At 62.4% G+C, this 20,818-nt stretch carries 14 protein-coding genes; 5 read left to right on the top strand and 9 right to left on the bottom strand.

The window, feature by feature from the left end; translation table 11 throughout:
- Positions 1–70: 70 nt before the first annotated feature.
- Complete coding sequence (locus EFD55_RS15905) at positions 71–1,780, bottom strand: ABC transporter ATP-binding protein/permease (RefSeq protein ID WP_125846135.1); 1,710 nt, start codon at positions 1,778–1,780, stop codon at positions 71–73.
- Between the two features lie 321 nt (positions 1,781–2,101).
- Between EFD55_RS15905 and EFD55_RS15900 the strand changes: the two genes are divergently transcribed.
- A complete protein-coding gene (locus EFD55_RS15900; protein WP_125846003.1) occupies positions 2,102–3,556 on the top strand; it encodes a M81 family metallopeptidase in 1,455 nt (484 codons plus the stop codon).
- 258 nt (positions 3,557–3,814) lie between these two features.
- On the top strand, positions 3,815–5,149 hold the full coding sequence (locus tag EFD55_RS15895; RefSeq protein WP_125846002.1) for a glucoamylase family protein: 1,335 nt from the start codon (positions 3,815–3,817) through the stop codon (positions 5,147–5,149).
- 47 nt (positions 5,150–5,196) lie between these two features.
- Here the strand turns inward: EFD55_RS15895 and EFD55_RS15890 are convergent, their stop codons facing one another.
- The 6 genes from EFD55_RS15890 to hglS form a co-directional block, all read right to left on the bottom strand.
- Positions 5,197–6,234 carry an ABC transporter ATP-binding protein gene (locus EFD55_RS15890; protein WP_125846001.1) on the bottom strand — a complete coding sequence of 346 codons (1,038 nt, stop codon included), beginning with the start codon at positions 6,232–6,234 and terminating at the stop codon, positions 5,197–5,199.
- Complete coding sequence (locus EFD55_RS15885) at positions 6,231–7,763, bottom strand: ABC transporter permease (protein ID WP_312860828.1); 1,533 nt, start codon at positions 7,761–7,763, stop codon at positions 6,231–6,233. The genes EFD55_RS15890 and EFD55_RS15885 overlap by 4 nt, the downstream gene beginning before the upstream one ends.
- A 196-nt stretch (positions 7,764–7,959) precedes the next feature.
- On the bottom strand, positions 7,960–8,985 hold the full coding sequence (locus EFD55_RS15880) for an iron ABC transporter substrate-binding protein (RefSeq protein ID WP_125845999.1): 1,026 nt from the start codon (positions 8,983–8,985) through the stop codon (positions 7,960–7,962).
- Positions 8,986–9,187: 202 nt separating this feature from the next.
- Positions 9,188–10,726 (bottom strand): L-piperidine-6-carboxylate dehydrogenase, encoded by a 1,539-nt coding sequence (amaB, locus tag EFD55_RS15870; protein WP_125845997.1) that lies wholly within the window; start codon positions 10,724–10,726, stop codon positions 9,188–9,190.
- A gap of 85 nt (positions 10,727–10,811) precedes the next feature.
- On the bottom strand, positions 10,812–12,095 hold the full coding sequence (locus EFD55_RS15865) for an NAD(P)/FAD-dependent oxidoreductase (protein WP_125845996.1): 1,284 nt from the start codon (positions 12,093–12,095) through the stop codon (positions 10,812–10,814).
- 65 nt (positions 12,096–12,160) lie between these two features.
- On the bottom strand, positions 12,161–13,573 hold the full coding sequence (gene hglS, locus EFD55_RS15860; RefSeq protein WP_125845995.1) for a 2-oxoadipate dioxygenase/decarboxylase HglS: 1,413 nt from the start codon (positions 13,571–13,573) through the stop codon (positions 12,161–12,163).
- A 101-nt stretch (positions 13,574–13,674) separates the two neighbouring features.
- On the opposite strand from hglS, the gene EFD55_RS15855 reads away from it, so the two are divergent.
- The 3 genes from EFD55_RS15855 (at position 13,675) to EFD55_RS15845 (ending at position 16,200) form a co-directional block, all read left to right on the top strand.
- The gene (locus EFD55_RS15855) at positions 13,675–14,571 is read left to right on the top strand and encodes a LysR family transcriptional regulator (protein ID WP_125845994.1); all 897 of its coding nucleotides are present in this window, start codon (positions 13,675–13,677) and stop codon (positions 14,569–14,571) included.
- Between the two features lie 69 nt (positions 14,572–14,640).
- On the top strand, positions 14,641–14,877 hold the full coding sequence (locus EFD55_RS15850) for an Lrp/AsnC ligand binding domain-containing protein (RefSeq protein WP_008528286.1): 237 nt from the start codon (positions 14,641–14,643) through the stop codon (positions 14,875–14,877).
- 144 nt (positions 14,878–15,021) lie between these two features.
- A complete protein-coding gene (locus tag EFD55_RS15845) occupies positions 15,022–16,200 on the top strand; it encodes a glycosyltransferase family 4 protein (RefSeq protein ID WP_125845993.1) in 1,179 nt (392 codons plus the stop codon).
- A gap of 22 nt (positions 16,201–16,222) precedes the next feature.
- On the opposite strand, the gene EFD55_RS15840 is transcribed toward EFD55_RS15845, so the two are convergent.
- Together EFD55_RS15840 and EFD55_RS15835 are read right to left on the bottom strand one after the other, a co-directional pair.
- Positions 16,223–19,534, bottom strand: a complete 3,312-nt coding sequence (locus tag EFD55_RS15840) for an alpha/beta fold hydrolase (protein ID WP_125845992.1) — start codon at positions 19,532–19,534, stop codon at positions 16,223–16,225.
- An 87-nt stretch (positions 19,535–19,621) separates the two neighbouring features.
- Positions 19,622–20,800 carry a glycosyltransferase family 4 protein gene (locus tag EFD55_RS15835; RefSeq protein ID WP_125845991.1) on the bottom strand — a complete coding sequence of 393 codons (1,179 nt, stop codon included), beginning with the start codon at positions 20,798–20,800 and terminating at the stop codon, positions 19,622–19,624.
- Positions 20,801–20,818: the final 18 nt, after the last annotated feature.

Genomic DNA, 20,818 nt, shown 5'->3' with positions numbered 1-20,818 from the left:
CGATTGCGTGGTCGGCTACGGGACGTTCGGGCTCTCGCCAACGTAGCACGGGTCGCATTCGAAGAAGCCATCAAAGAGGCCGGGCTTGATCTTCACCTGCAGCCTTTTGATCAATCCACGTCCAGGAACCGTCAGGACCATATTCGAGAACGGCATCATAGGCCGAACGCGGCGCACCCGGTTCGGCGAAATTGATGCAGGCGATCCTTCGCTCCGCGAGCAGCCTGAGGAATCCGGCAAGATGCTCGTGCCCGAAGACGGCATCGGCTTTTTCCAGAACAATGTATGACGGAGCGGCTACCAGCGCGCTCGCAAGCGCAACGAGCTCCTGTTCGCGCGGCGACAGCAAGCTGGACCAGTCTTGCTCACTGTCCAGGTCGCCAGGTGTTAGATCGCGTGTGAGCCCGACATTCCTCAGCAGAGCGAGGATCTGGGCATCCGTCGTCTCGGCCGATGGCTGAAGTGACACCAGGATCTCGCGTAGGGTTCCCGGACCCGAATAGGTTCGCTGACCGAGAAACCGCACATATTGATGAGGTGGGGTGACGATGCGTCCGGTCCCCGACGTATCCAATCCCGCCGTGGCCCGGAACAACGCGGTGCCGGCGGCATCGTCTTGTCCGGCTACGACCACCCGCGTGTCGGCCGGGATAAGCACCGACAGGTCCTTCATCAATACGTGCCCGATCGAGGACGTCAGCGTCAGGCCTTCGTAAGCGAAAACGCCCTCAGCCTCGACGCGTTCAAAACGGCTATCTGTCGCGCCGCGCGCCTCGTCGATCGCCTCCAAAAGGGAACTGATGCGCGCTAGGACGGCGGCAAAGTTCGAGATCGAATTGAATTGGGCGACAATGAATGAGAACGCGCCGACGAGCATCGCAAATGCTGCCGCCGACTGCGTGATCACGCCGAATTCCATATCACCCCGCATGAAAGCAGGCGCGATGATGACAACAGGTAGGATCTGAACCATCCAGTTGTAGCCTGTGGTGAAAAATCCGACGTTGCGGTTGACGGAGATTATCCGCCTGAAATTCGCCGCAAGGTCATCGAACTGTTTCGACAAGCGATTTGTATGGCGTCGCTCTACGCCCTCGATCATGATCGATTCCGCGTTTTCCCGGACACTGATCAGTCCCGAGCGGAAGGCCGCTTCATTGTCGAGCTGATTATAGTTCAATTTGATCAAAGGCCGTCCCAACAAGATCGTCATGAACGAACCGAAAGCCGCGTAGAAGACGGCCGTAAAGAAAAGAAGCGGGCTAATCAGCCACAACACGCTCGAAAAGGTGAAGACCGTCAACAGGCTGCTGAGCAGCATGAGCAGGAACGAGAGCGTCGTCGTCGCGAACGCCTTTATATCCTCGGCGATCCGCTGGTCGGGGTGAGAGAGTTTACCTTGAATGCCGAGCTGGTAGAAAGCGCCGTCGGCCATATAAAGACCGATCGCGCGACGGGTAAGAAATTCTCGCCAAAGCAAAGCCAGCCGCTCTTCGGCAAAGCGTGCGATCACCGAGACGATCGTCGAGGCAGCGAAGGCGCCGGTGTAGAGGATCGCCTGGCGGATGAATTCGGCAGTTTGCCTTTCAGCGATGGCAGTCATGAAATGTCGACCGACGAAGCTGTTGACCACATTCAGAGCACTGACGCCGCCAAAAAGAGCGATCAGGGAGACGAAAAGGAACGCGGCTCGTCCGCCGACATCGGATGTCATGAAGAGTCTGATTGCGCGGACGAACCGTGTCGCCGTCACCTTGAGCGGAATTTGCTGGTTGCTCATATTCGCCCCCGCCGTGTCTTTGGAATGAACTATAGCGTGAAAAATCCACAATGGAGAGCGACGCATGAGATGAACGGATGAGCGCGGCTTTTCAGGCACGAAACCGGCCCGAGACGGAATGTGGCCCCGTGGGCAACCGGTCGCGGCTGCCGCAAGACGACGAGCTTGTCGATGATGATGCGCATGTGCCGCTTGCAGCCGGCGCGCGCTTTGTGTCAGATGACACCGAAATTTCCTGTCGACGGCATTGGCTCCGAAAGGCAGAGCCGGCGGCACCACCCCTAACGTCCCGATTGCTCCCAACATCATTTGAGGCACTTCATGCGCATCGCCGTCGGTGGCATTCATATCGAATGCAGCACATACAATCCCGTCCTGAACGAGGAGAAGGATTTTCGCGTGGTGCGCGGCGCGGCACTGCTGGAATCGCCCTACTTCGCCTTCCTCAAGGACTACGACGCCGAATTCCTGCCGACGATCCATGCCCGCGCCATTGCCGGCGGCCCAGTTGCACGCGCGACCTACGAAGCCTTCAAGGGGGAATTCCTCGAGCGGCTGAAGCCGATGCTGCCGCTCGACGGTCTCTACCTCGCCATGCACGGCGCCATGTATGTCGAAGGCATGGAGGATGCTGAGGGTGACTGGATCAGCGCGGCCCGTGCGCTCGTTGGCGAGGATTGCACGGTTTCAGCAAGCTACGACCTGCACGGCAACGTCACGCACCGCATTATCGATGCGCTCGATATCTATTCCACCTACCGCACGGCGCCACATATCGATGTCGAGGAGACGATGCGCCGTTCCGTCTCCATGCTGGTGAAAAGCCTGAAGACGGGCGTGAGGCCGGTCGTTCTGTGGGCGCCGATCCCCGTCGTGCTGCCCGGCGAGCGCACCAGCACCGTCGATCAGCCGGCAAAGAGCCTCTATGACATGCTGCCCGGCATCGATGCGATGGAGGGCGTCTGGGATGCATCGCTGATGGTCGGCTACGTCTGGGCGGACGAACCGCGCGCCACGGCCGCCGCCATCATGACCGGCACCGACCGCGCCGTGCTGGAGCGCGAGGCAAGGTGTCTTGCCCGGGCCTATTGGGATGCGCGCGCAGACTTCGTCTTCGGCTGCGAGACCGGCTCGATCGAGGAATGCGTCGCGAGAGCGATCGCAAGCCCGACCGCACCCGTGGTGCTCGCCGAATCCGGCGACAACCCCACCGGCGGCGGTGTCGGGGACCGGGCCGACGTGCTGGCCGAGCTGATCGCCAAGGGTGCGACCGGCGTTGTCTTCGCCGGCATCACCGACAAGGCGTCGACCGAGGCCTGTTATGCCGCGGCTGTGGGTGCGGAACTCACCCTCAGCGTCGGCGCATCGCTCGATACCAAGGGCAGCAAGCCGGTCACGGCCCGCTTCACCGTCAAATTCCTGCACGAAACATCCGATCTTGCCGACCGCCAGGCAGTCGTTTCGATTGGTGGCATCGATCTCGTGCTCTGCGCCAAGCGCCGGCCCTATCACAACATCGTCGACTTCACCCGGCTCGGCCTCGATCCGCACAAGGCCAGAATCATCGTCGTCAAATCGGGTTATCTCTCGCCGGAGCTCGCGCCGATCGCCAATCCGAACCTGATGGCGCTATCGCCCGGCGTGGTCGACCAGTTCGTCGAGCGCCTGCCGCGGCTGCGCAAGCAGCGCCCGACCTATCCCTTCGACAAGGATTTCGTCTTCGAGCCGCAGGTTTTTCTCTCCGCGCGCTCGGCAGCGAGCGTGAAGTCCGGCTGACCCCGCGCGTCAACCCACTCCGAGCAACGCGTGGCGAAGCAAGTATTGCGGGAAATAAGCTGTTCCGAAGAGGCGCGGTGCGTCCTTTTTGCTGCACCGCTTATATGACTTATCCTAGATACTATTTCACCGATAATTGTTAACGACCACTTCCGCCCATTCGTGTTCTCTTATCTCTACGAATCAAAAAGGTTTGATTTGCCGAGGGACGTCCACCATGTTGAAGCATGGGGCGATGCAACAGTTGGGTAGGAGCCTATGCTGCAACGGATTGAAGACATTGATGCCGCGCTCGTGGACAGGCTGCAGCATTCAGCATTCAAGTACTTCCTGAAATATTCCAATCCTGAAAATGGTCTCGTGGCCGATACCTCGATCGGCGGCGTGCCGGCGAGTATCGCAGCCGTCGGCTTTGCGCTTTCATCCTATCCCGTCGGTGTCGAGCGCTCCTGGATCAGCCGAAAGGAAGCAGCCGAGCGCACGGTCAATACGCTGCGCTTCTTTGCCGAGGCGCGCCAGGGCGAGGAACGCCACGCGACAGGCCATCGCGGCTTCTTCTACCATTTCCTGCACATGGATACCGGCCATCGAGCCTGGAACAGCGAGCTTTCGACCATCGATACGGCACTGCTTCTCGCCGGCATCCTGACCGCTGCGCAGTATTTCAACCGCGAAGACGACGAGACGGAAACCGAGATCCGCGAACTCGCGACCTTCATCTACGAGCGTGTCGACTGGCGCTGGGCGCTAAACAAGGGCGATACCATTTGCATGGGTTGGAAGCCCTCCTCCGGCTTCCTGCGCTGGCGTTATCACGGCTTCGACGAGGCGATCATCCTCTATGCGCTGGCGCTCGCCTCGCCGACGCACCCGATCCCGCAGTCGTGCTACGACACCTTTACGTCGAGCTATTCCTGGATGCTGCATGGCGAGCAATCCTATCTCTATGCCGGGCCGCTCTTCATCCATCTCTTCTCGCATGCCTGGATCGATTTCCGCGGCATTCAGGACAAGCCGATGGCCGAGCGGAACTGGGACTACTTCCGCAACACGCAGGTCGTCATCAACGTCCAGCGTGACTATGCCGAGCGCAATCCCGGCCGGTTCGTCGGCTACAACAGGAACATCTGGGGCTTCTCCGCCTGCGACGGCCCGCCGCCGACACGGCGCATGCGCGGCGGCCGCCAACCGAAGGTTCTGGGCTACGCCGCACGCGGCGCGCCGCTTGGGCCCGATGACGGCACGATCGCACCCTGGGCGGCGCTCGCCTGCCTGCCCTATGACAAGCAGGCGGCTCTCGACGGCACCAAGGCGCTTCTGACCACCTATCCGAACCTGCTCTTGGAAGGCGGCTTTCCCGGCGGTTTCAATCCGACCGTCCAGACGAAGCGGCCGGAGGGCTGGGTCGACGACCGCACTGTCGGCATTGACCAGGGCCTTGTCGTCATGACCGTCGAGAACGAGCGCTCCGACTTCATCTGGAAGCTGATGCGGCAATCGCCGACCATCCGCCTCGGGCTCGAGCGCGCCGGCTTTACCGGCGGCTGGCTCGAAGGCATCGAGCCGGCAGAAGTGGTGCGCAAGTTCGGCTAGCGCGCGTGCGTCCTCTCGGACGCGCGTAGGACGCGCGGGCTCTATGCTCAAGCCTCGAAAACATGCGCCTTGCCTGATATATCGAGGCGAACAAGATCGCCTCGCGCCGGCAGGGCGACGCTTGAAGTCTTGATCCGGATCGGCGGCAGCGCAATACCGTCAAGCGAGACGGCAACGGTGCAGACAGCGCCGCCGAATTCCACCTCGACGACACGTCCGCCATAGTCGCGATCGCTTTCATCGGCAATGACACGGATCTGCTCGGGCCGCAGCATGATCTCCGCCTTGCCCTGGCGGCTGCCTTCGACGGCAACGTGGCCGAGGGCGCAATCGGCCATGCCGTTGCGGATGATGGCGGGAAGCAGCACCGCGTCACCGAGGAACAGCGCAGTCTCGCGATCCCGGGGATGAAGATACAATGATTGCGGCGATCCGGCCTGGATCAGCCGCCCTTCCCTCAGGACCGCGACCTGATCGGCAAAGCTCAGCGCCTCTTCCTGATCATGCGTGACGAGGATGGCGGTGATGCCGGCTGCCTGCAGCACGCGCGCAACCGCCTTGCGCATGTTTTCACGCAGGCCCGTATCGAGGGCCGAAAAGGGTTCATCGAGCAACATCAGCCGCGGCTTGCGGCCAAGCGCCCGGGCCAGCGCCACGCGCTGTTGCTGGCCGCCGGAAAGCTGATGCGGGCGCCTCACCAGCATGCCGCGGTCGAGCTCGACCATATCGAGCAGCTCGACGATGCGCTTCTCGCGATCAGCCGCACCGCGCTCGAAGCCGAAACCGATATTTTCGGCAACACTCAGATGCGGAAACAGCGCGCCATCCTGGGAGACGATGCCGATGCCGCGCTTGTGGGCCGGCACCGCCGCCGGACCGTCGGCAAGCACGCCACCATCCAGCGTCACCCTGCCGGCATCGGGCTGCTCGAAGCCGGCAATGATGCGAAGCAGCGTCGTCTTGCCCGAGCCGGACGGGCCGACGACAGCCGTGCGGCTGCCCGCCTGCACTTCGAGCGAGATATCCTTCAGCGCCTGAACCGGGCCATAACGCTTGCTGATGTTTTCGATCGTAAGCAGCGTCATTGGCCGGCGGTCCGTTTCGATTGGGTATAGAGCATCAGGGTGAGCGGCAGCGACAACACGATCATCATGAAGGCGTAGGGAGCGGCCGAGACATAGTCGATCTCGCTCGTCAGCGACCAGAATTTCGTCGCCAGCGTATCGACGCCGTTGGGCGACAGCATCAGCGTTGCCGTGAGCTCATTGGTAATGCCGAGCGCGGCGAGTGCGACGCTGGCGGCAGCGCCTGGAGCCGCAAGCCGCATGGTGATCTGCCGCACCGCCTGGCCCGGAGTGCGGCCGAGGCCCATCGCGGCACGTTCCAGTTCCACCGGCGCCTGGGCGATGCTGGCGCGCAGCCCCACCATGGCACGCGGCAGGAAAAGCATCACATAGGCGACGATCAGCGTTGCGAAGGTCTGATAGAGCGGCAGCACGAGACGCACGGTGATCGTCACCAGCGCCAGCGCCACGACGACACCCGGCAGCGAGCCGACATAGTAGTGACAGGCTTCGAGCACGCGCTGGAAACGGCCGGGCGCCCGCACCGAAAGCCAGGCCATCGGCGCCGCCGCAATCGTCGCCAGCGTGCCGCCGACAACGGCAAGGATGATCGTCTGCAGGAAAGCGTTGCCAACCTCGATGCGCCAGATATCGGCGCCGCCGAGATAGAGCCAGCGGCTAAGCGTCACCAGGGGCACGCCGAGCGCCAGCACCGCCAGGACGACGGGCAGCAGAACGGCCGGCACGACGAACCAGCCGAGCCGACGGCGGTCCGCCGGGCGCGGCGAGCCAGAGCCGACGCGGGCGTAACGCTCGTTGCCGCGCAGCAGCACTTCAAGGCTCAGCAGAAAAAGGCAGCAGGCGACGAGCACACCGCCGAGCATGTTGGAAGCAGGGCTGTTGTAGGAGGACTGGAACTGGTCGACAATCGCCGTTGCGAACGTGTCGAAGCGGATCATAACGAACAGACCGTATTCCGACAGCAGATGCAGCGCGATCAGCAGCGAGCCGCCGCAGATGGCAAACCTCAACTGCGGCAGCACTGCGCGGAAGAAGACGCGCCAGGGATTGAGGCCGAGCGAAGCCGCCGCGTCCTCGATGGCCGGATCAAGCCGGCGCAGCGCGGCAGAGACCGGCAGATAGAGAAACGGATAATAGGCGATCACCGAGACGAAGACGCCGCTCTGCAGGCCGCGCATGCCGGGAATGAGGCTGACCCAGGCATAGCTGTGCACGAAGGCCGGCACGGCAAGCGGTGCTATCGCAAGCCAAGCCCAGAGCCGCGCGAAAGGAATGTTGGTCCGCTCCGTCAGCCAGGCGAGCGTCACGGCAAGTGCGATCGACAGTGGAATGGTGATCGATTCCAGGAAAACCGTATTGACGAGGAGTTCGCCGACGCGCGACCGGAAGACGAGCGCCTTTACCGTTTCCCAGCCGACATCGTAGGTTATCCAGCCGATGAAGCCGAGCGGCACGAGGCTGAAGATCGCGACGATGGTGGCGAGAAGCATCACGGATGCATGCGGCATGCGCCCGCGCAGCAAAACCATTCGCGCGGCCTTCGGCGCGACCGGCGCCGCGTTTCCGGATGCGAGCAATCTGTTGTCCTGCAGCAAGGCCGATGCCTTCACACGCTGAAAAAGGAAGGCAACCGCTTTCAAGAGCGGTTGCCGGATTTCGTCATGCCCTAAGGTTTTCTTGAGCCAAAAGCAATAGTTTTGGCCAGAGGAAGGCTGCGGCAGAAAATCAGATCAGGCCTGCGGCCGTCATCAGCTCCACGACCTTCTTGCTGTCGAGGGTCGAGGCTTCGACCTTCGGCGCGTTGAGATCGGCAAGCGGAGTGAGCTTGTCGTTGGAGGGCGCATCCTTGCCGACAGCATATTCATAGGACGTGCCGTCCTTGAGCACGGCCTGGCCTGCCTTGCTGGTGATGAACCTCAGGAAAGCCTGGGCTTCCTTCATATGCTGCGTGGACTTCAGGACGCCGCCGCCCGAAACGCTGACGAAAGCGCCCGGATCCTGGTTCTTGAAGTAATGCAGGCCGACATTCTTGCTGTTCTCGCCTGTTTTGGCCTGATCGCCGAACCAATAATAGTGATAGATAACAGCGCCTTCGACTTCGCCGGCGTTGACTGCCTTCATCGCGACGCTGTTGCCCTTGTAGGGCGTAGCATTGTCTTTCAGGCCCTTCAGCCATGCCTTGGTGGCGTCTTCGCCCTTGAGCTGCAGCAGGGCGGCGACGATGGCCTGGAAGTCGGCGCCGGCAGGTGCCGCACCCCAGCGGCCCTTCCAGGCCGGATCTGCGAGATCGAGCAGCGACTTCGGCAGCTTGTCTTCGCTGAGCTTCGTCTTGTCGTAGGCGAAAACAGTGGTGCGGGCGGCAATGCCGGTCCACATGCCGTCGGCGGGGCGATACTGATCCGGAACCTGATCCAGCGTTTCCTTTTCGACGGGGGCGAAGAGGCCCGCGCCATCGACCAGGGACATTGCCGGCGAATTCTCGGTCAGGAAGACGTCAGCCGGAGAAGCGTCGCCTTCCTGAATGATCTGGTTGGCGAACTGCATGTCGCCGCCCTGGCGCATGGTGACCTTGATGCCGGTCTCCTTGGTGAAGGCGTCGATCCATTCGCGGCCCAGGCTTTCGTGCTGGGCATTGTAGACGACCAGGCCTTCAGTCCCCTGCGCATTGGCGCTGCCTGCAAGCGCAGTGGCGGAGAGAAGCGAAGCGGCAAGCGCGAATGCGCGGGAAAAACGGTTAAGAGCAATATTCATTATGGCCTCCGTGGCAATGTCCACCCCGGCTCCCGAGGGTGGTAGGAGGCGTATATTTTTCTTGACTGACGATTTCAAGTTTCGAGTTCGCAGAAAAGCAATCACAATATCTTGACTGAATATTTCATATTATGCGGGAATAAATCTCAATCCAAGCAAAAAGGCGGCGTTCCGCAGGCGCCGCCTTTCCCATGGCGATCGCTTATTCGACGTCGAACTTGACGCCCTGGGCGAGCGGCAGGGTCCTGCCGTAGTTGATCGTGTTAGTGGCGCGGCGCATATAGGCCTTCCAGGCATCCGAGCCGGATTCGCGCCCGCCGCCGGTTTCCTTTTCGCCGCCGAAAGCGCCGCCGATTTCGGCGCCGGAGGGACCAAGATTGACGTTGGCGATGCCGCAATCCGAGCCGCGCGCGGAGACGAAGGTTTCGGCCTCGCGCATATCGTTGGTGAAGATCGATGACGACAGTCCCTGCGGCACGGCATTGTGGAGGGCCAGTACCGCGTCGAAATCGCTGTATTTCATCACATAGAGGATCGGCGCGAAGGTCTCGTGCTCGACCGGGCCGGTCTGATCAGGCATTTCGACAAGCGCCGGGCGAACGTAGAAAGCCTCGGCCGAACCGTTTTCGACGCGGTCGCCGCCGGTTACCTTGCCGCCGGCCGATTTTGCCTCGCCAAGCGCTGCCTGCATCTTCTCGAAAGCCTGGCCGTCGATCAGCGGTCCCACAAGTGTGCCGCTTTCGAGCGGATTGCCGATGGTGACGGAGCCGTAGGCCTTCTGCAAGCGCGGCACCAGCTGGTCGTAGACGCTTTCATGCACGAAGAGCCGGCGCAGCGTGGTGCAGCGCTGGCCGGCTGTGCCCATGGCCGAAAAAGCGACGCCGCGCAGCGTCAGGTCGAGATCGGCGCTCGGGCAGACGATCGCCGCATTGTTGCCGCCGAGTTCGAGAATGGCGCGGGCAAAACGCTGCGACAGGCGCGGGCCGACGGCACGGCCCATGGCCGTCGAGCCGGTGGCGGAAACGAGCGGGATCTTCGGATGGTCGACCAGCACTTCGCCGACGTCACGGCCGCCGATGATCAGCGTCGACAGATTGGCTGGCGCCGTGCCGCCCTCGGCGACGAAACGCTTCAGTGCCTTTTCGAACAGCGCCTGCACGGCGAGCGCCGTCAACGGCGTCTTTTCCGAGGGTTTCCAGACGGTGGAATTGCCGCAGACCATTGCAAGTGCGGCATTCCACGACCAGACGGCGACCGGGAAATTGAAGGCGGAAATGATGCCGACCACGCCGAGCGGATGCCAGCTTTCCATCATCCGGTGCTCGGACCGCTCGGTGGCGATCGTCAGGCCGTAGAGCTGGCGGGAAAGGCCGACGGCGAAATCGCAGATGTCGATCATCTCCTGCACTTCACCAAGACCTTCGGAGGTGATCTTGCCGACTTCGATCGAGACGAGACGACCGAGCGCCGTCTTTGCCGCGCGCAGCTCCTCGCCGAGCAGGCGGACCAGTTCGCCGCGCTTCGGCGCCGGCACAGCACGCCATTCGAGGAAGGCCTTGTGCGCTTCTTCGATCACTGCCTTCGTCTCGGGAACGGAATGTTCCCTGAGCCTGCCGATTTCCTTGCCCGTGACCGGCGAGGTCACGGACAGCGTGCCGCCGTGATAGCGGCCGGCATCGACGCCGAGTTCGGCAAGCAGCTTGGCGGTTTCGGTGGCGAGATCGAGGACGGCGATAGTCATTGTCGTGGTTCCAATCTTATTATTCTCAGAAGCGTTTATCGCTTCTCGGAAGCGTTTATCGGTTCTTAGAAGCGGGCATCGGTTCTCAGAAGCGGGCATCGGCGAAATGGGCAACCTGGGCGCCGGCTTCGTACCATATTTCCTTGAGCGCCCGGAAGCTCGGCTCGGTGGGCGCCGTCAGTGGCAGCGGCAAATCGGCTTCCGCAAGCCGGCCAAGAATATGTTCGGCCAGCGTCCGGCCGAACACTGTGCCGGGGGCAATGCCGCGACCATTATAACCGGAAAAGCCGATCACATTCGGCGCGAATTTGTGGAAGCGCGGCAGCGCATTGTCGGTCATGCCGATCTGGCCATACCATTCGCATTCGAATTCGACATCGCCGATAACGGGGAAGAGCCGCTTCAGCGCGCGCGCGGCCCAGCCCTTGTGCACGGCAAGCCCGGTATTGCGCAGCGCCCCGACGCTGCCGAAGACGAGGCGCCCCGCCTGGTCCATGCGGAAGGAGGAGAGGATGTCCTTGGTATCCCATACGCCCTCCCGCCCCGGCAGGATCGACTGGCGCAGATTAGGGCCGAGCGGCACGGTGGCGAAATTGAAATAGGGCAGATAGATCTGCTCGTTGCGCACCTGCTCGAAGGGGCCTGTGCTGTAGGCATCCGTCGCAACGATGATCCAGTCCGCGCCGACTTCGCCGCTTTCCGTCTTCACGCTCCAGCGGCTGCCTTTGCGCTCCGTCCCGGTAACAGGGCTTGACGTATGAATGGCAACACCGGCCTTGACGGCGGCATGGGCAAGGCCGCGCACATAGGCAAGCGGCTGCAGCGTTCCGGCGCGCATGTCGAGCAGCGAGCCGGCATAGGCATCGCTGCCGATGCGCTCGGCCGTCTCCGCCGCATCGAGCAGCCTGACGGGCGCACCGCGCGCGGTCCATTGCGCCACGCGCTGTTCGATCTCCTTCAGCCCGTCGGCGCCGACGGCGCAATGCAGCGTGCCGTTCCGTTCGAGTTCGCAGGCAATCCCGTGCCTGTCGATCAGCTCCATGACGAGTTTCGGCGCATTGCCGAGCAGATCGAGCAGGCGCTCGCCATGCACCGCGCCGAGCACGCCGGGCAGATCGTTTGGCATCACCCACATGCCGGCATTGATCAGACCGACATTGCGCCCTGAGCCGCCGAAACCAATCTCCCTTGCCTCCAGCAGCACCACCTTCGACCCGGCTTCGGCAAGATGCAGGGCGGAAGACAGACCGGTGTAGCCGCCCCCCACGATGACGACATCGGCCGATACCGCGCCTTTGAGAGACGAGGTCACCGGCGGTTCGGCTGCAGTCTTTTCCCAGAGGCCGTGGGAGCGCGGATCATTCAGCATGGCTCAATCCGATTCGGTCGAAATCGCGAGGTACTCTAATGCACCTCGTTTGCGAAAGCATCATTTCAAGCGACGGTCTTGAGCTGCAGCCCGGCAAGACCGAGTGCTTCCATCGCCGCATCCAGCGAGGCGGCCTGGCGTTCGGCATAGAGCGCCAGTTCGTCCTTAACGGTCGCGCCGAGCGCGGCCTCGAAGGCGTCGCGGTTCGAGCGTGTCGCATAATTCTGCTGCTGGTCGGTGCCGAGGTTCGACTGGAAGATGCCGGCCGCGCTGACCGGCAGAAAATCTTCGTAGACAACAGGCGCGAAGGCCAGATAGCCCCGGGCGATCAGCGCCTCCGGATCGCTCGGCAGCGCGCCGTTGGCCGCCGCAGTGATGCCGGCAGGCGTCGCGCTGTAGCGGAAGAAGGCGAGGTCCTGCCTGCGCAGCTCTTCCCAGCTATCCGGCAGCGCCTTGAAGCGTTCGGCAAGTTCCTGGTCGTAGGCGCCGGCCTTGGTGCCGCCGGCGCCGACCTGTACCTCGCCGCGAACCGAAGCGAGCAGCCGGTCATAGAGCGCCCGGCCCTTTGCCGTCAGCGCCACGCCGCGCTGCTCGATCTCGCCGAAGCGGGCGGTATGGCTACCCCTGACCGTACTCTCTTCACCGGAAAAGACGATCGCTTCCTCCAGCGCCTTGAAGCTCGTCTGCCGCAGCAGGATATCGCAATGACGGCGCGGCGGTCCTTCGATGACGGCCTTCGGCGTGATGCCGCGTTCCGGCATGCGGGCCTGGACTGCGTCGATATCGAGCGTGCGCGGCGTAAGGTGATTGATATGCGGCCCCTTGAAGCTGACGACGTCGGCAATCAGCCGATGCGCGTCGTGCAGGCGCTTGTAGGTTTCGGCGTTGACTGTCGCCTCGCCGTGCCAGCGGAAGGTTTCCAGCGCCTCGGCGACGAATTCCGTGGCTTCCGCCTCCGTCAGGCCGCCATTCTGCTCATGACGCTCGATCAGCGCGACGGCGCGCGGCGTATAGATGCGGCGTGCGGCCAGAATGGCTTGCGCCTCACCTCGCAGCCCTTCGTCCTCGATCAGTTCCAGCCGCAGCAGCGAGGTGAAGACGCGGAACGGATTGACGTTGAGCGCCGCCTCACCGATCGGCCGGAAGCAGGTGGAATGAACTGGCACGCCGGCGACCGAGAGATCGTAATAGCCGACCGCCTGCATGCCCATGACGGCGAAGAGCCGGCGAATGGTGAAAAGTTCCTCTGCCGTCCCGAGCCGGATGGCGCCGTGGCGCTCGACGTCGATGCGCTCCAGCTCGCCGGTGCCGGCCAGACGGTCGCGCAGCTCGGGATCCTTTTCGAGGCAGGCGGCGTTCACCTCCGCCACGAGTTCGATCAGCGTGCCATATTGCGGCACCTCTGTCCGATACATCTGCGACATCGCCTCGGTGAAAAGCGAGCGAATACGGTCTGTCGAAACGAAGGCTTGCGGCATCGGGAACTCCGGCTCATTCCGTTTTTGCAGGATGAAACTCTTTACAAGCACCGCAAACCCCGAAATATCGACATTTTGGAAATAGCTCATTCTGAAATGGAATGATCATGAACACGTCAAGGCGCTTTCTGCCGTCGACTTCGCATCTCGCCGCCTTTGAGGCGGTTGCCCGTACCGGCAGCGTCACGGCCGCGGCGCGCGAGCTCGATCTGACACAGAGCGCCGTCAGCCGGCAGGTAAGCGCGCTGGAAGAGCAGCTCGGCGTCGAGCTCTTCCTCCGAGAGCGGCAGACCATGCGGCTGACGCTTGCCGGCGACAGTTATGCCCGCGAGATCCGCGAGGCGCTCCGGCGCATATCGAGCGCTTCCTTGAACCTGCGTGCCAATCCGCATGGCGGCACGCTCAATCTCGCCATCCTGCCGACCTTCGGCACGCGTTGGCTGGCGCCGCGCCTGGGTCGCTTCCTCGCCGCCAATCCCGGTGTCACCATCAATCTCGTGACCCGGCTCTCGCCCTTCGATTTCCGCCTCGATTCGATCGACGCTGCCATCCATTTCGGCCATCCGCACTGGCCGGGCGCGGAGCTCGCCTTTCTCATGTCGGAGCGCACGGTGCCGGCCTGCAGCCCCGACTTTCTGAAGCGATACGCGATCTCAGCGCCGGAAGACCTGCTCACCGTCCCGCTTCTGCACCTGACGACGCGGCCCGACGCCTGGGAACAATGGTTCGCCGGCAACGGCGTCGCCTTCGAAAGCGTGCACGGCATGCTCTTCGACCAGTTCGCCACCGCGGCGCAAGCGGCGATCGCCGGCCTCGGCATCGCGCTGTTGCCGACATTCCTGATGCAGGAGGAGCTCAGGCGCGGCGATCTCGTCGCCGCCGTCGACCGTGAAATGGAAAGCCGGGAACGCTATTATCTCGCCTTTCCGCCCGAGCGCGCCGACTATGCGCCACTTGCCGCCTTTCGCGACTGGATCGTTGCGGAAGCGGCGGCATGACGAACGGCTTGCATCGGCATGGCGGTTTCGACCATTATGCACACCAATCAACATCTGCAGGAAATCCCCATGAAGCCGATCTTCGTCCAGCTCCAATGCGCACCCGGCAAGACCTATGAGGTCGCCGATGCCATCTATCAGACCGAACTGGTCTCGGAGCTCTATTCCACAAGCGGCGACTACGATCTGCTGATGAAGGTCTACATCGAGGAAGGCCAGGATATCGGCAAGTTCATCAACGACAACATCGCCAATATTCCGGGTATCGTCCGCTCGTTGACGACGCTGACCTTCAAGGCCTTCTGAACCCCGTCAGACACGATTAACCTTTTCGCGAAGAATCACCCTCGCAGGAAGACGCTTAGACCGCGCCTTAACGCCCGGGACATCTGGTCGTTGCTATAAGAGTCCGCGTCAACAACGGGCGGCATACGCAGCGATAGGTGGAAAATGGCGATCGTCGAGGCAGACAGCGTGCGCGAGAAGCCACGATCGGAAACAGCCCCGCTGATCGTCCATGTCGTTCGCCAGTTCCTGCCCAATCGCGGCGGGCTGGAAGATGTGGTCGCCAATCTCGGCCGCCAGACTGTGCGCCGCGGCTATCGCGTGCGTGTCGTCACGCTCGATTCGCTCTTCACCGCGCCTGAGGACAAGCTGCCGCCTCGCGAAAATATCGATGGCATCGAGGTGGTGCGTATTCCCTGGTCCGGCAGCAGCCGCTATCCGCTGGCGCCGCAGGTTTTCCGCCATATCGGCGATGCCGATCTCGTGCATGTCCATGCCATCGACATCTTCTTCGACGCACTCGCCTGGGGCCGGCTGCTGCACGGCAAGCCGATGATCGTCACCACCCATGGCGGCTTCTTCCACACCAGAAAATATGCGGCGATCAAGAAGATCTGGTTCCGCACGCTGACCCGCGCTTCGGCGATGGCCTACCGCCGCGTCGTCTGCTGCAGCGCCTCCGACCTCAGGCAGTTTTCCGAGATCGTGCCCGACAGCCTCCTGATCGAAAACGGCGCCGATATCGGCAAGTTCGCCGATACCGCTTCGCGCCGGGCAAAACGCCGCATCGTTACGATCGGGCGTTTCTCGGTGAACAAGCGGCTGGACCACCTGTTGAATGCGATAGCCGCGCTGAAGACACGCCACCCGGAATGGCATCTCGACATCGTGGGCGCCGAATCCGACCTGAACCGGGCGAATCTCGAAGACGAGATCGAAAGCCGCAATTTGACCGGCCGCGTTACGCTGCACGTGTCGCGCGACAACGACACCATCCGCCGCATCATCGCCGAGGCCTCACTCTTCGCCTCCGCCTCGGAATATGAAGGTTTCGGCCTGGTGGCGCTGGAAGCCATGAGCGCCGGCCTCCTGCCGGTGCTGAATGCCAATGATGCCTTTCAGACGCTTGCCGGCCGTCATCCCGTCATCAGGCTCGCCGATTTCCAGAATTCCGGGGCAGCCGCCGCGGCGATCGAAGCCGCCTATGAAGGTCTCGCGCGCGAACCCGATGCCATCCGCGCCGGGCTTCTTGACGCCGCTCGCGGCTACTCCTGGGATATCGTCGCCAGCCGCTATATCGATCTCTACAGATCGCTTGATATCGCCGTCGCCGAAAGCCTCTAACCCTGCCTTCCTGAAATGCCGATCAAGCTCTTGCGAGACGGAGGATCTCGTCGAGCACGAATTTGCGCGATTGCGGCGGCGTCAGGTTGTGGTCAGCATCCGGCAGCATTAGCAGGCGCACGTTCGGATAGCGGGAAAGCTTGGCGCCGCGCGGGCCGAAATGGAAATAGACATGGTCGAGCCCGACGTCGCCCTCGCTGTAGATCAGCGTCAGCGGCACCTTGCGCTTGCCGAACAATGTAAAGGAATGCCGGACCTCGCGGGCGATTTGGCGCCGGTCAGGAAGCAGCTCAAGCAGCGGTGCGATCCAGGGTGACAGCCGCCGGCCGCCGGCGATGACGATATTCTGCAGCGCCGACACCACGTCCACCTGACCGCTCAGCAACCGCTTCAGCGTATCGAGCCGCGCCAGGCGCTGGCCGTAATCGTCGAGGCTGCGAGGAACGGCGACGACGTGCTCCTTGCGCACCGGCACCTTCGGGTCCCAGTAGTAGACGAAGGGATTGATCGAAACGACGGCTTTTAACCGCTCGTCGGCGACGCCGGCGCGGAAAGCGACATAACCGCCGCTGCATCGGCCGGCCACCATAACGGGACCCGCAACGACGCTTTCGAGCAGATCGAGCGAGGCGACCGCATCCGCGGTCTGCGTGCTGGAATAAAGCACCTGTTCCGGCGCATCCGGCCGCGGCGGGCTGTCCCCGACATTGGCGGAATCGAAGCGCAGCGAAACAACGCCTTGGCGCGCGAGTTCGCGCGCCATATCCACCGTCGTCCGTCCCCAGCCGGCATGGCGGTCGTAGGCCGTCGACAGGAAGAGCACGGCATTGCCCTTGACCTCGCCAAGCGGCCGGCTGACGACGCCGACCAGATGATCGTGGCTTCCGAAACGTACCGGCGTTTCCTCAAAACCGTCGCCGGCAAGCGGCAAGCTCTCGATCGTTGCCGGCGAGCGGGCAGTGGATGTCTCCGTAGTCGCCGTCTCCAGCCACTTCGTCAACAGTTCGACGACGGTCATCGGCGTCTTGGCAAAGAGCGGATTGGTGACGAGTTCGTCGTAACCTTCGAAGGCTTTCTGCTCGACCTCAGCGCCGAACGCCTTCAGCGCATCCGCAAAGCCGGTATCCTCGGCCCGGATAGGACGTTCGAGGATCAGATAGCGGGGCGCTGCGAGCCCCTGCGGCGAAGCGATGTTGAGCTTGCCGAGCTCGGCGGCGATCTCTTCGGGCATGACGAGACCGGCGATCTGCACCTTTGCGGCCTGTACATGCTCCTTGCCGAGGCCGAGATCGGCATCGATGATCTTGGACCACATGTTGAGTTCACGCAGATAGGCGCGGCCGCTTAGCACCGGCGCCAGCATGACGAGGCTGTCGATGCCTTCGATCGAGGAACCGATGCGCTGGGCAAGGGTCGCGCCGAGGCCCTGTGCGATGAGGATGATACGGTCGCAGCCGGAGAGCGACTTCAGCTCGGCAGCAGCGGCGCGGATCGAATTTTCCCAAGTTTCCAGCCTTGCCGGCAGCGGGCCGAAATCGAGCGCATCGCCGGTGCCGCGATAGTCGAAGCGTAGGCTCGGCAAGCCGATATCCGAGAAATGCTCGGCAGCGATGCGGAAGAACTTGCGGCTGCACATTTCCTCAAACCCCCAGGGACTGACGAAGAGGACGGCGGCCGAACGCTTCTTCCCTTGAGGATTTTCAGGCATGAACAGCCCGATCGTGCCGTCGAAGACGACGGGCAGGGCAGCGCTGCGTCCCGCACCCTCGGCCGGTTCGAGCGAGAATTCACCGGGCGCGACCTTGGCGCGGTCGGGTTCGTCTGGAAGCCGCGGCGCAATGAAATTGATCGCGTGGCCGACCGGCCCCCGCAGCGCGGACGGCATCTTTTCGAGGATGGAGTGCATGACCTCCACATCCTCGCGCGGCACGGCGCGCAGCACGCGCAGCGCTGCGAAATAGGCGAAGGTGCCGGCGATGATCGCGGCGACGAGACCGATCGGACCGTGGATGAATTCCAGCGCGGAGATCGCCGCGCAGGCACACAATACCGAGGCGAGCGTCACCTTCGTCAGGCTTGCGTAGAGACCTGAAAGCTGGGATCCGAATCCTGTCTGCCTGATCATCATCATCGACATCGCAACGAACACGAGTATGCGCACGAGTGCGGCTCCCTCGGCGGCAAGCCTAGGTACGATCAGTAAACAGCCCACTACCATAAGGAGGCCACCTATCACACTGATATTCAGGCGCGAGCGGGCTCTGTCCATCGAGAGCAGATAGAGGCTGAGGATCTGCATGAAGGTATAGGCCGGCGCGACGAGCGCGAGCAGTGCAACCACCGTGCCGCTGCGGCGAAACGCTTCGCCGAACACCACCAGCACCAGTTCGCTGGAGATCGCGGCCAGCCCGAGGCTCATCGGCAACACGATATAGGCCATGCTGCGGGTGACGGCGGCGAAGACCTCGACCGGCAACGTCGAATCGTCGCTGCTGTGCCGCCGCTCGGAATAATAGGGCAGCAGGCTACCGGTCATCTGGATCGGCAGTTGAAGCGCAATATTGGCGATCGACAGGCCGACGGCATAGTAACCGACCATTTCCACCGACCAGAACTGCTGCAGGAAAAGCAGCTCGAGGCGGTTGAGGAAAATGGAATCGATGATGAACTGGATCGACAGGATGATGGAGGAGGAGGCGAGATATTTCAGCGAGACCCCGCACCAGTCGCGCCGCGCGAGAAGAATCGGCAGCGTGGCGAAAAACAGCACGAGCTGGCCGAGTGCATAACCGACGAGAACGCCTTCGACGCCGTAGAAGACGGCGCCGGTGGCAACGCCGGCAAGCTGGATGATCGAGACGGCGACCGTCAGCTTGAAGAAGGCGCCGAGCTTCTTTTCACCGATCAAATAGAATTTGACGAAGGATCCGATCGCCTGGATGAAGAACAGAGCGCCCGTGACCAGCGCGACGGAAGGCGCTGTTTCCGCCCAGTGCATCTCCTCCGAGGTCAGGAAGAACAGCGCGTAGAGCGCCAGCAGCGCGACGGTCGAAAACATCATGAAGCTGACGAGAATGGCGGCAAAACCCCGCCGGCGTCGCGCATCGTAGCCTTCCGCCGAAAGCTGCGGCAGGGTCTTCAACAGCGTTATGCTGGAGCCGAGTTCGGCAATCGAGGCGCCCGTGACCACCAGCCAGAGCGAAAAGGCGACGATGCCGTTGGCCTCAGGCCCGAGCAGCCGTGCGGTTATGATCGAAGAGACGAAGCCCGTTAGCAGCAGCAGCATGCCCGCCGCCGCATTCATCACCGAATTTGCGATAATACCCTTCGACATCTATCCATCCGCTAGCGCCGGCTACCGCCGGATACCCGTCATCTCTAACGTGAAAATGTTAAAATAAAGCGGAGTGACGACCTCATCTTAGCTGGCTTGCATCGCCGCCAGCTTCTGAAGCGCCTTCTCGTAGCTATTCTCGGCGAGATAGCGCAGCAGGAATTCCCGCGCCTTCTCGGCTTTCTCTCGCGCGAGTTCCGGCGCACGAAAAATCTCCCTGAGATAGGCAGCCGCCTCCTCCGGGGAGGGATCGGCCCAGACTGCGCCCTCAAGCGCGGCAAATTCGGGATGTGTATCGACGACAGGAATGAGGGAAGAGCCGACCAGCCAGGTGTTATCAGGATCGCAGAAATCTGCCGTACCCGACCAGGCGGTGGAAACGACAGGCGTGTGCTGCATGATCGCCTCGGCGACCGTCAAGCCGAAACCTTCCGAGCGATGCAGCGAGAGATAGGCGTCGGAAGAGCGGATGAGGCCATTGATCTCGGAATTAGACAGCTTGTCGGTGACGATACTGATCCGGCTATCGCCGGCGACCGAACCGACCAGTTCGCGCAGGCCTTCATCCTTGCTGATATCGCCGCTGGCCTTCATCAGCAGGAAGGCGCTCGGGCATTCGGCGCTGAAGATCCTGAAGGCTTCGATGACGGCCTGCGGGTTCTTCCGGTTGATCGACGAGCCGGCGCTGAAGATGAAGCTGACGAGAAAGGCATCCTTCGCGATGCCGAACTTCTCCCGCATGCCTTCCGTCGCCGGCTTTTCGGTGACCGGGTGCGGAACCACGATGACGGGCGCTTTGGTCAGCGGCGCAATCGCCCGCCGGGTGAATTCCGACGGAACGAAGACGGCATTCATGTAACGCAATCCATTGCGCCACTCCGCCGGCACGACTTCAAGCTCCCAGGCGAAATAGCCGATGTTGAAGGCGCTGGTGAAATTCGAAACGCCCTTTTTCAGGATGGCGCGCGGCAGCATCGGCGGATTGAGATGCCAGATACGGCTTCCGGGGAGCTCGACGGAGAGATGCGACGGCATCCATCCGGCAAAGGAATTCTCGTCAGGATTCGTGCTGACATCGGAGAGCGAGATGGCCCGCCCCGCTTCGGAGAGCGCGTCGGCGCAGAGCCGCGCCGATTCGCCGATACCGACAGCCATTGAGAGATAACCGACGATTTCCACCGGCTTGCGCGGATTGAAGGCAATTCGCGACCGCGGAATCAGCCGCTGCAGGAAATGGGCACGCAGAAAGCGGTAGGTCGTTCTCAAATCACGATCTTTCTCAAT

Origin of the sequence: Rhizobium pisi (assembly GCF_003938655.1) — a bacterium.
Lineage (GTDB): Bacteria > Pseudomonadota > Alphaproteobacteria > Rhizobiales > Rhizobiaceae > Rhizobium > Rhizobium pisi.
Note: the sequence above shows the minus strand (reverse complement) of the source record. Positions and strands in the feature narration are given on the sequence as shown.

Excerpts from the sequence above, each read along its gene's own strand:
- EFD55_RS15905 (WP_125846135.1), bottom strand. The coding sequence starts at position 1,780 with ATGAGCAACCAGCAAATTCCGCTCAAGGTGACGGCGACACGGTTCGTC.
- EFD55_RS15890 (WP_125846001.1), bottom strand. The coding sequence starts at position 6,234 with ATGACGCTGCTTACGATCGAAAACATCAGCAAGCGTTATGGCCCGGTT.
- EFD55_RS15865 (WP_125845996.1), bottom strand. The coding sequence starts at position 12,095 with ATGCTGAATGATCCGCGCTCCCACGGCCTCTGGGAAAAGACTGCAGCC.
- EFD55_RS15845 (WP_125845993.1), top strand. The coding sequence starts at position 15,022 with ATGGCGATCGTCGAGGCAGACAGCGTGCGCGAGAAGCCACGATCGGAA.
- EFD55_RS15900 (WP_125846003.1), top strand. The coding sequence starts at position 2,102 with ATGCGCATCGCCGTCGGTGGCATTCATATCGAATGCAGCACATACAAT.
- EFD55_RS15850 (WP_008528286.1), top strand. The coding sequence starts at position 14,641 with ATGAAGCCGATCTTCGTCCAGCTCCAATGCGCACCCGGCAAGACCTAT.
- EFD55_RS15855 (WP_125845994.1), top strand. The coding sequence starts at position 13,675 with ATGATCATGAACACGTCAAGGCGCTTTCTGCCGTCGACTTCGCATCTC.
- EFD55_RS15840 (WP_125845992.1), bottom strand. The coding sequence starts at position 19,534 with ATGTCGAAGGGTATTATCGCAAATTCGGTGATGAATGCGGCGGCGGGC.
- EFD55_RS15895 (WP_125846002.1), top strand. The coding sequence starts at position 3,815 with ATGCTGCAACGGATTGAAGACATTGATGCCGCGCTCGTGGACAGGCTG.
- amaB (WP_125845997.1), bottom strand. The coding sequence starts at position 10,726 with ATGACTATCGCCGTCCTCGATCTCGCCACCGAAACCGCCAAGCTGCTT.
- EFD55_RS15885 (WP_312860828.1), bottom strand. The coding sequence starts at position 7,763 with ATGGTTTTGCTGCGCGGGCGCATGCCGCATGCATCCGTGATGCTTCTC.
- EFD55_RS15880 (WP_125845999.1), bottom strand. The coding sequence starts at position 8,985 with ATGAATATTGCTCTTAACCGTTTTTCCCGCGCATTCGCGCTTGCCGCT.
- hglS (WP_125845995.1), bottom strand. The coding sequence starts at position 13,573 with ATGCCGCAAGCCTTCGTTTCGACAGACCGTATTCGCTCGCTTTTCACC.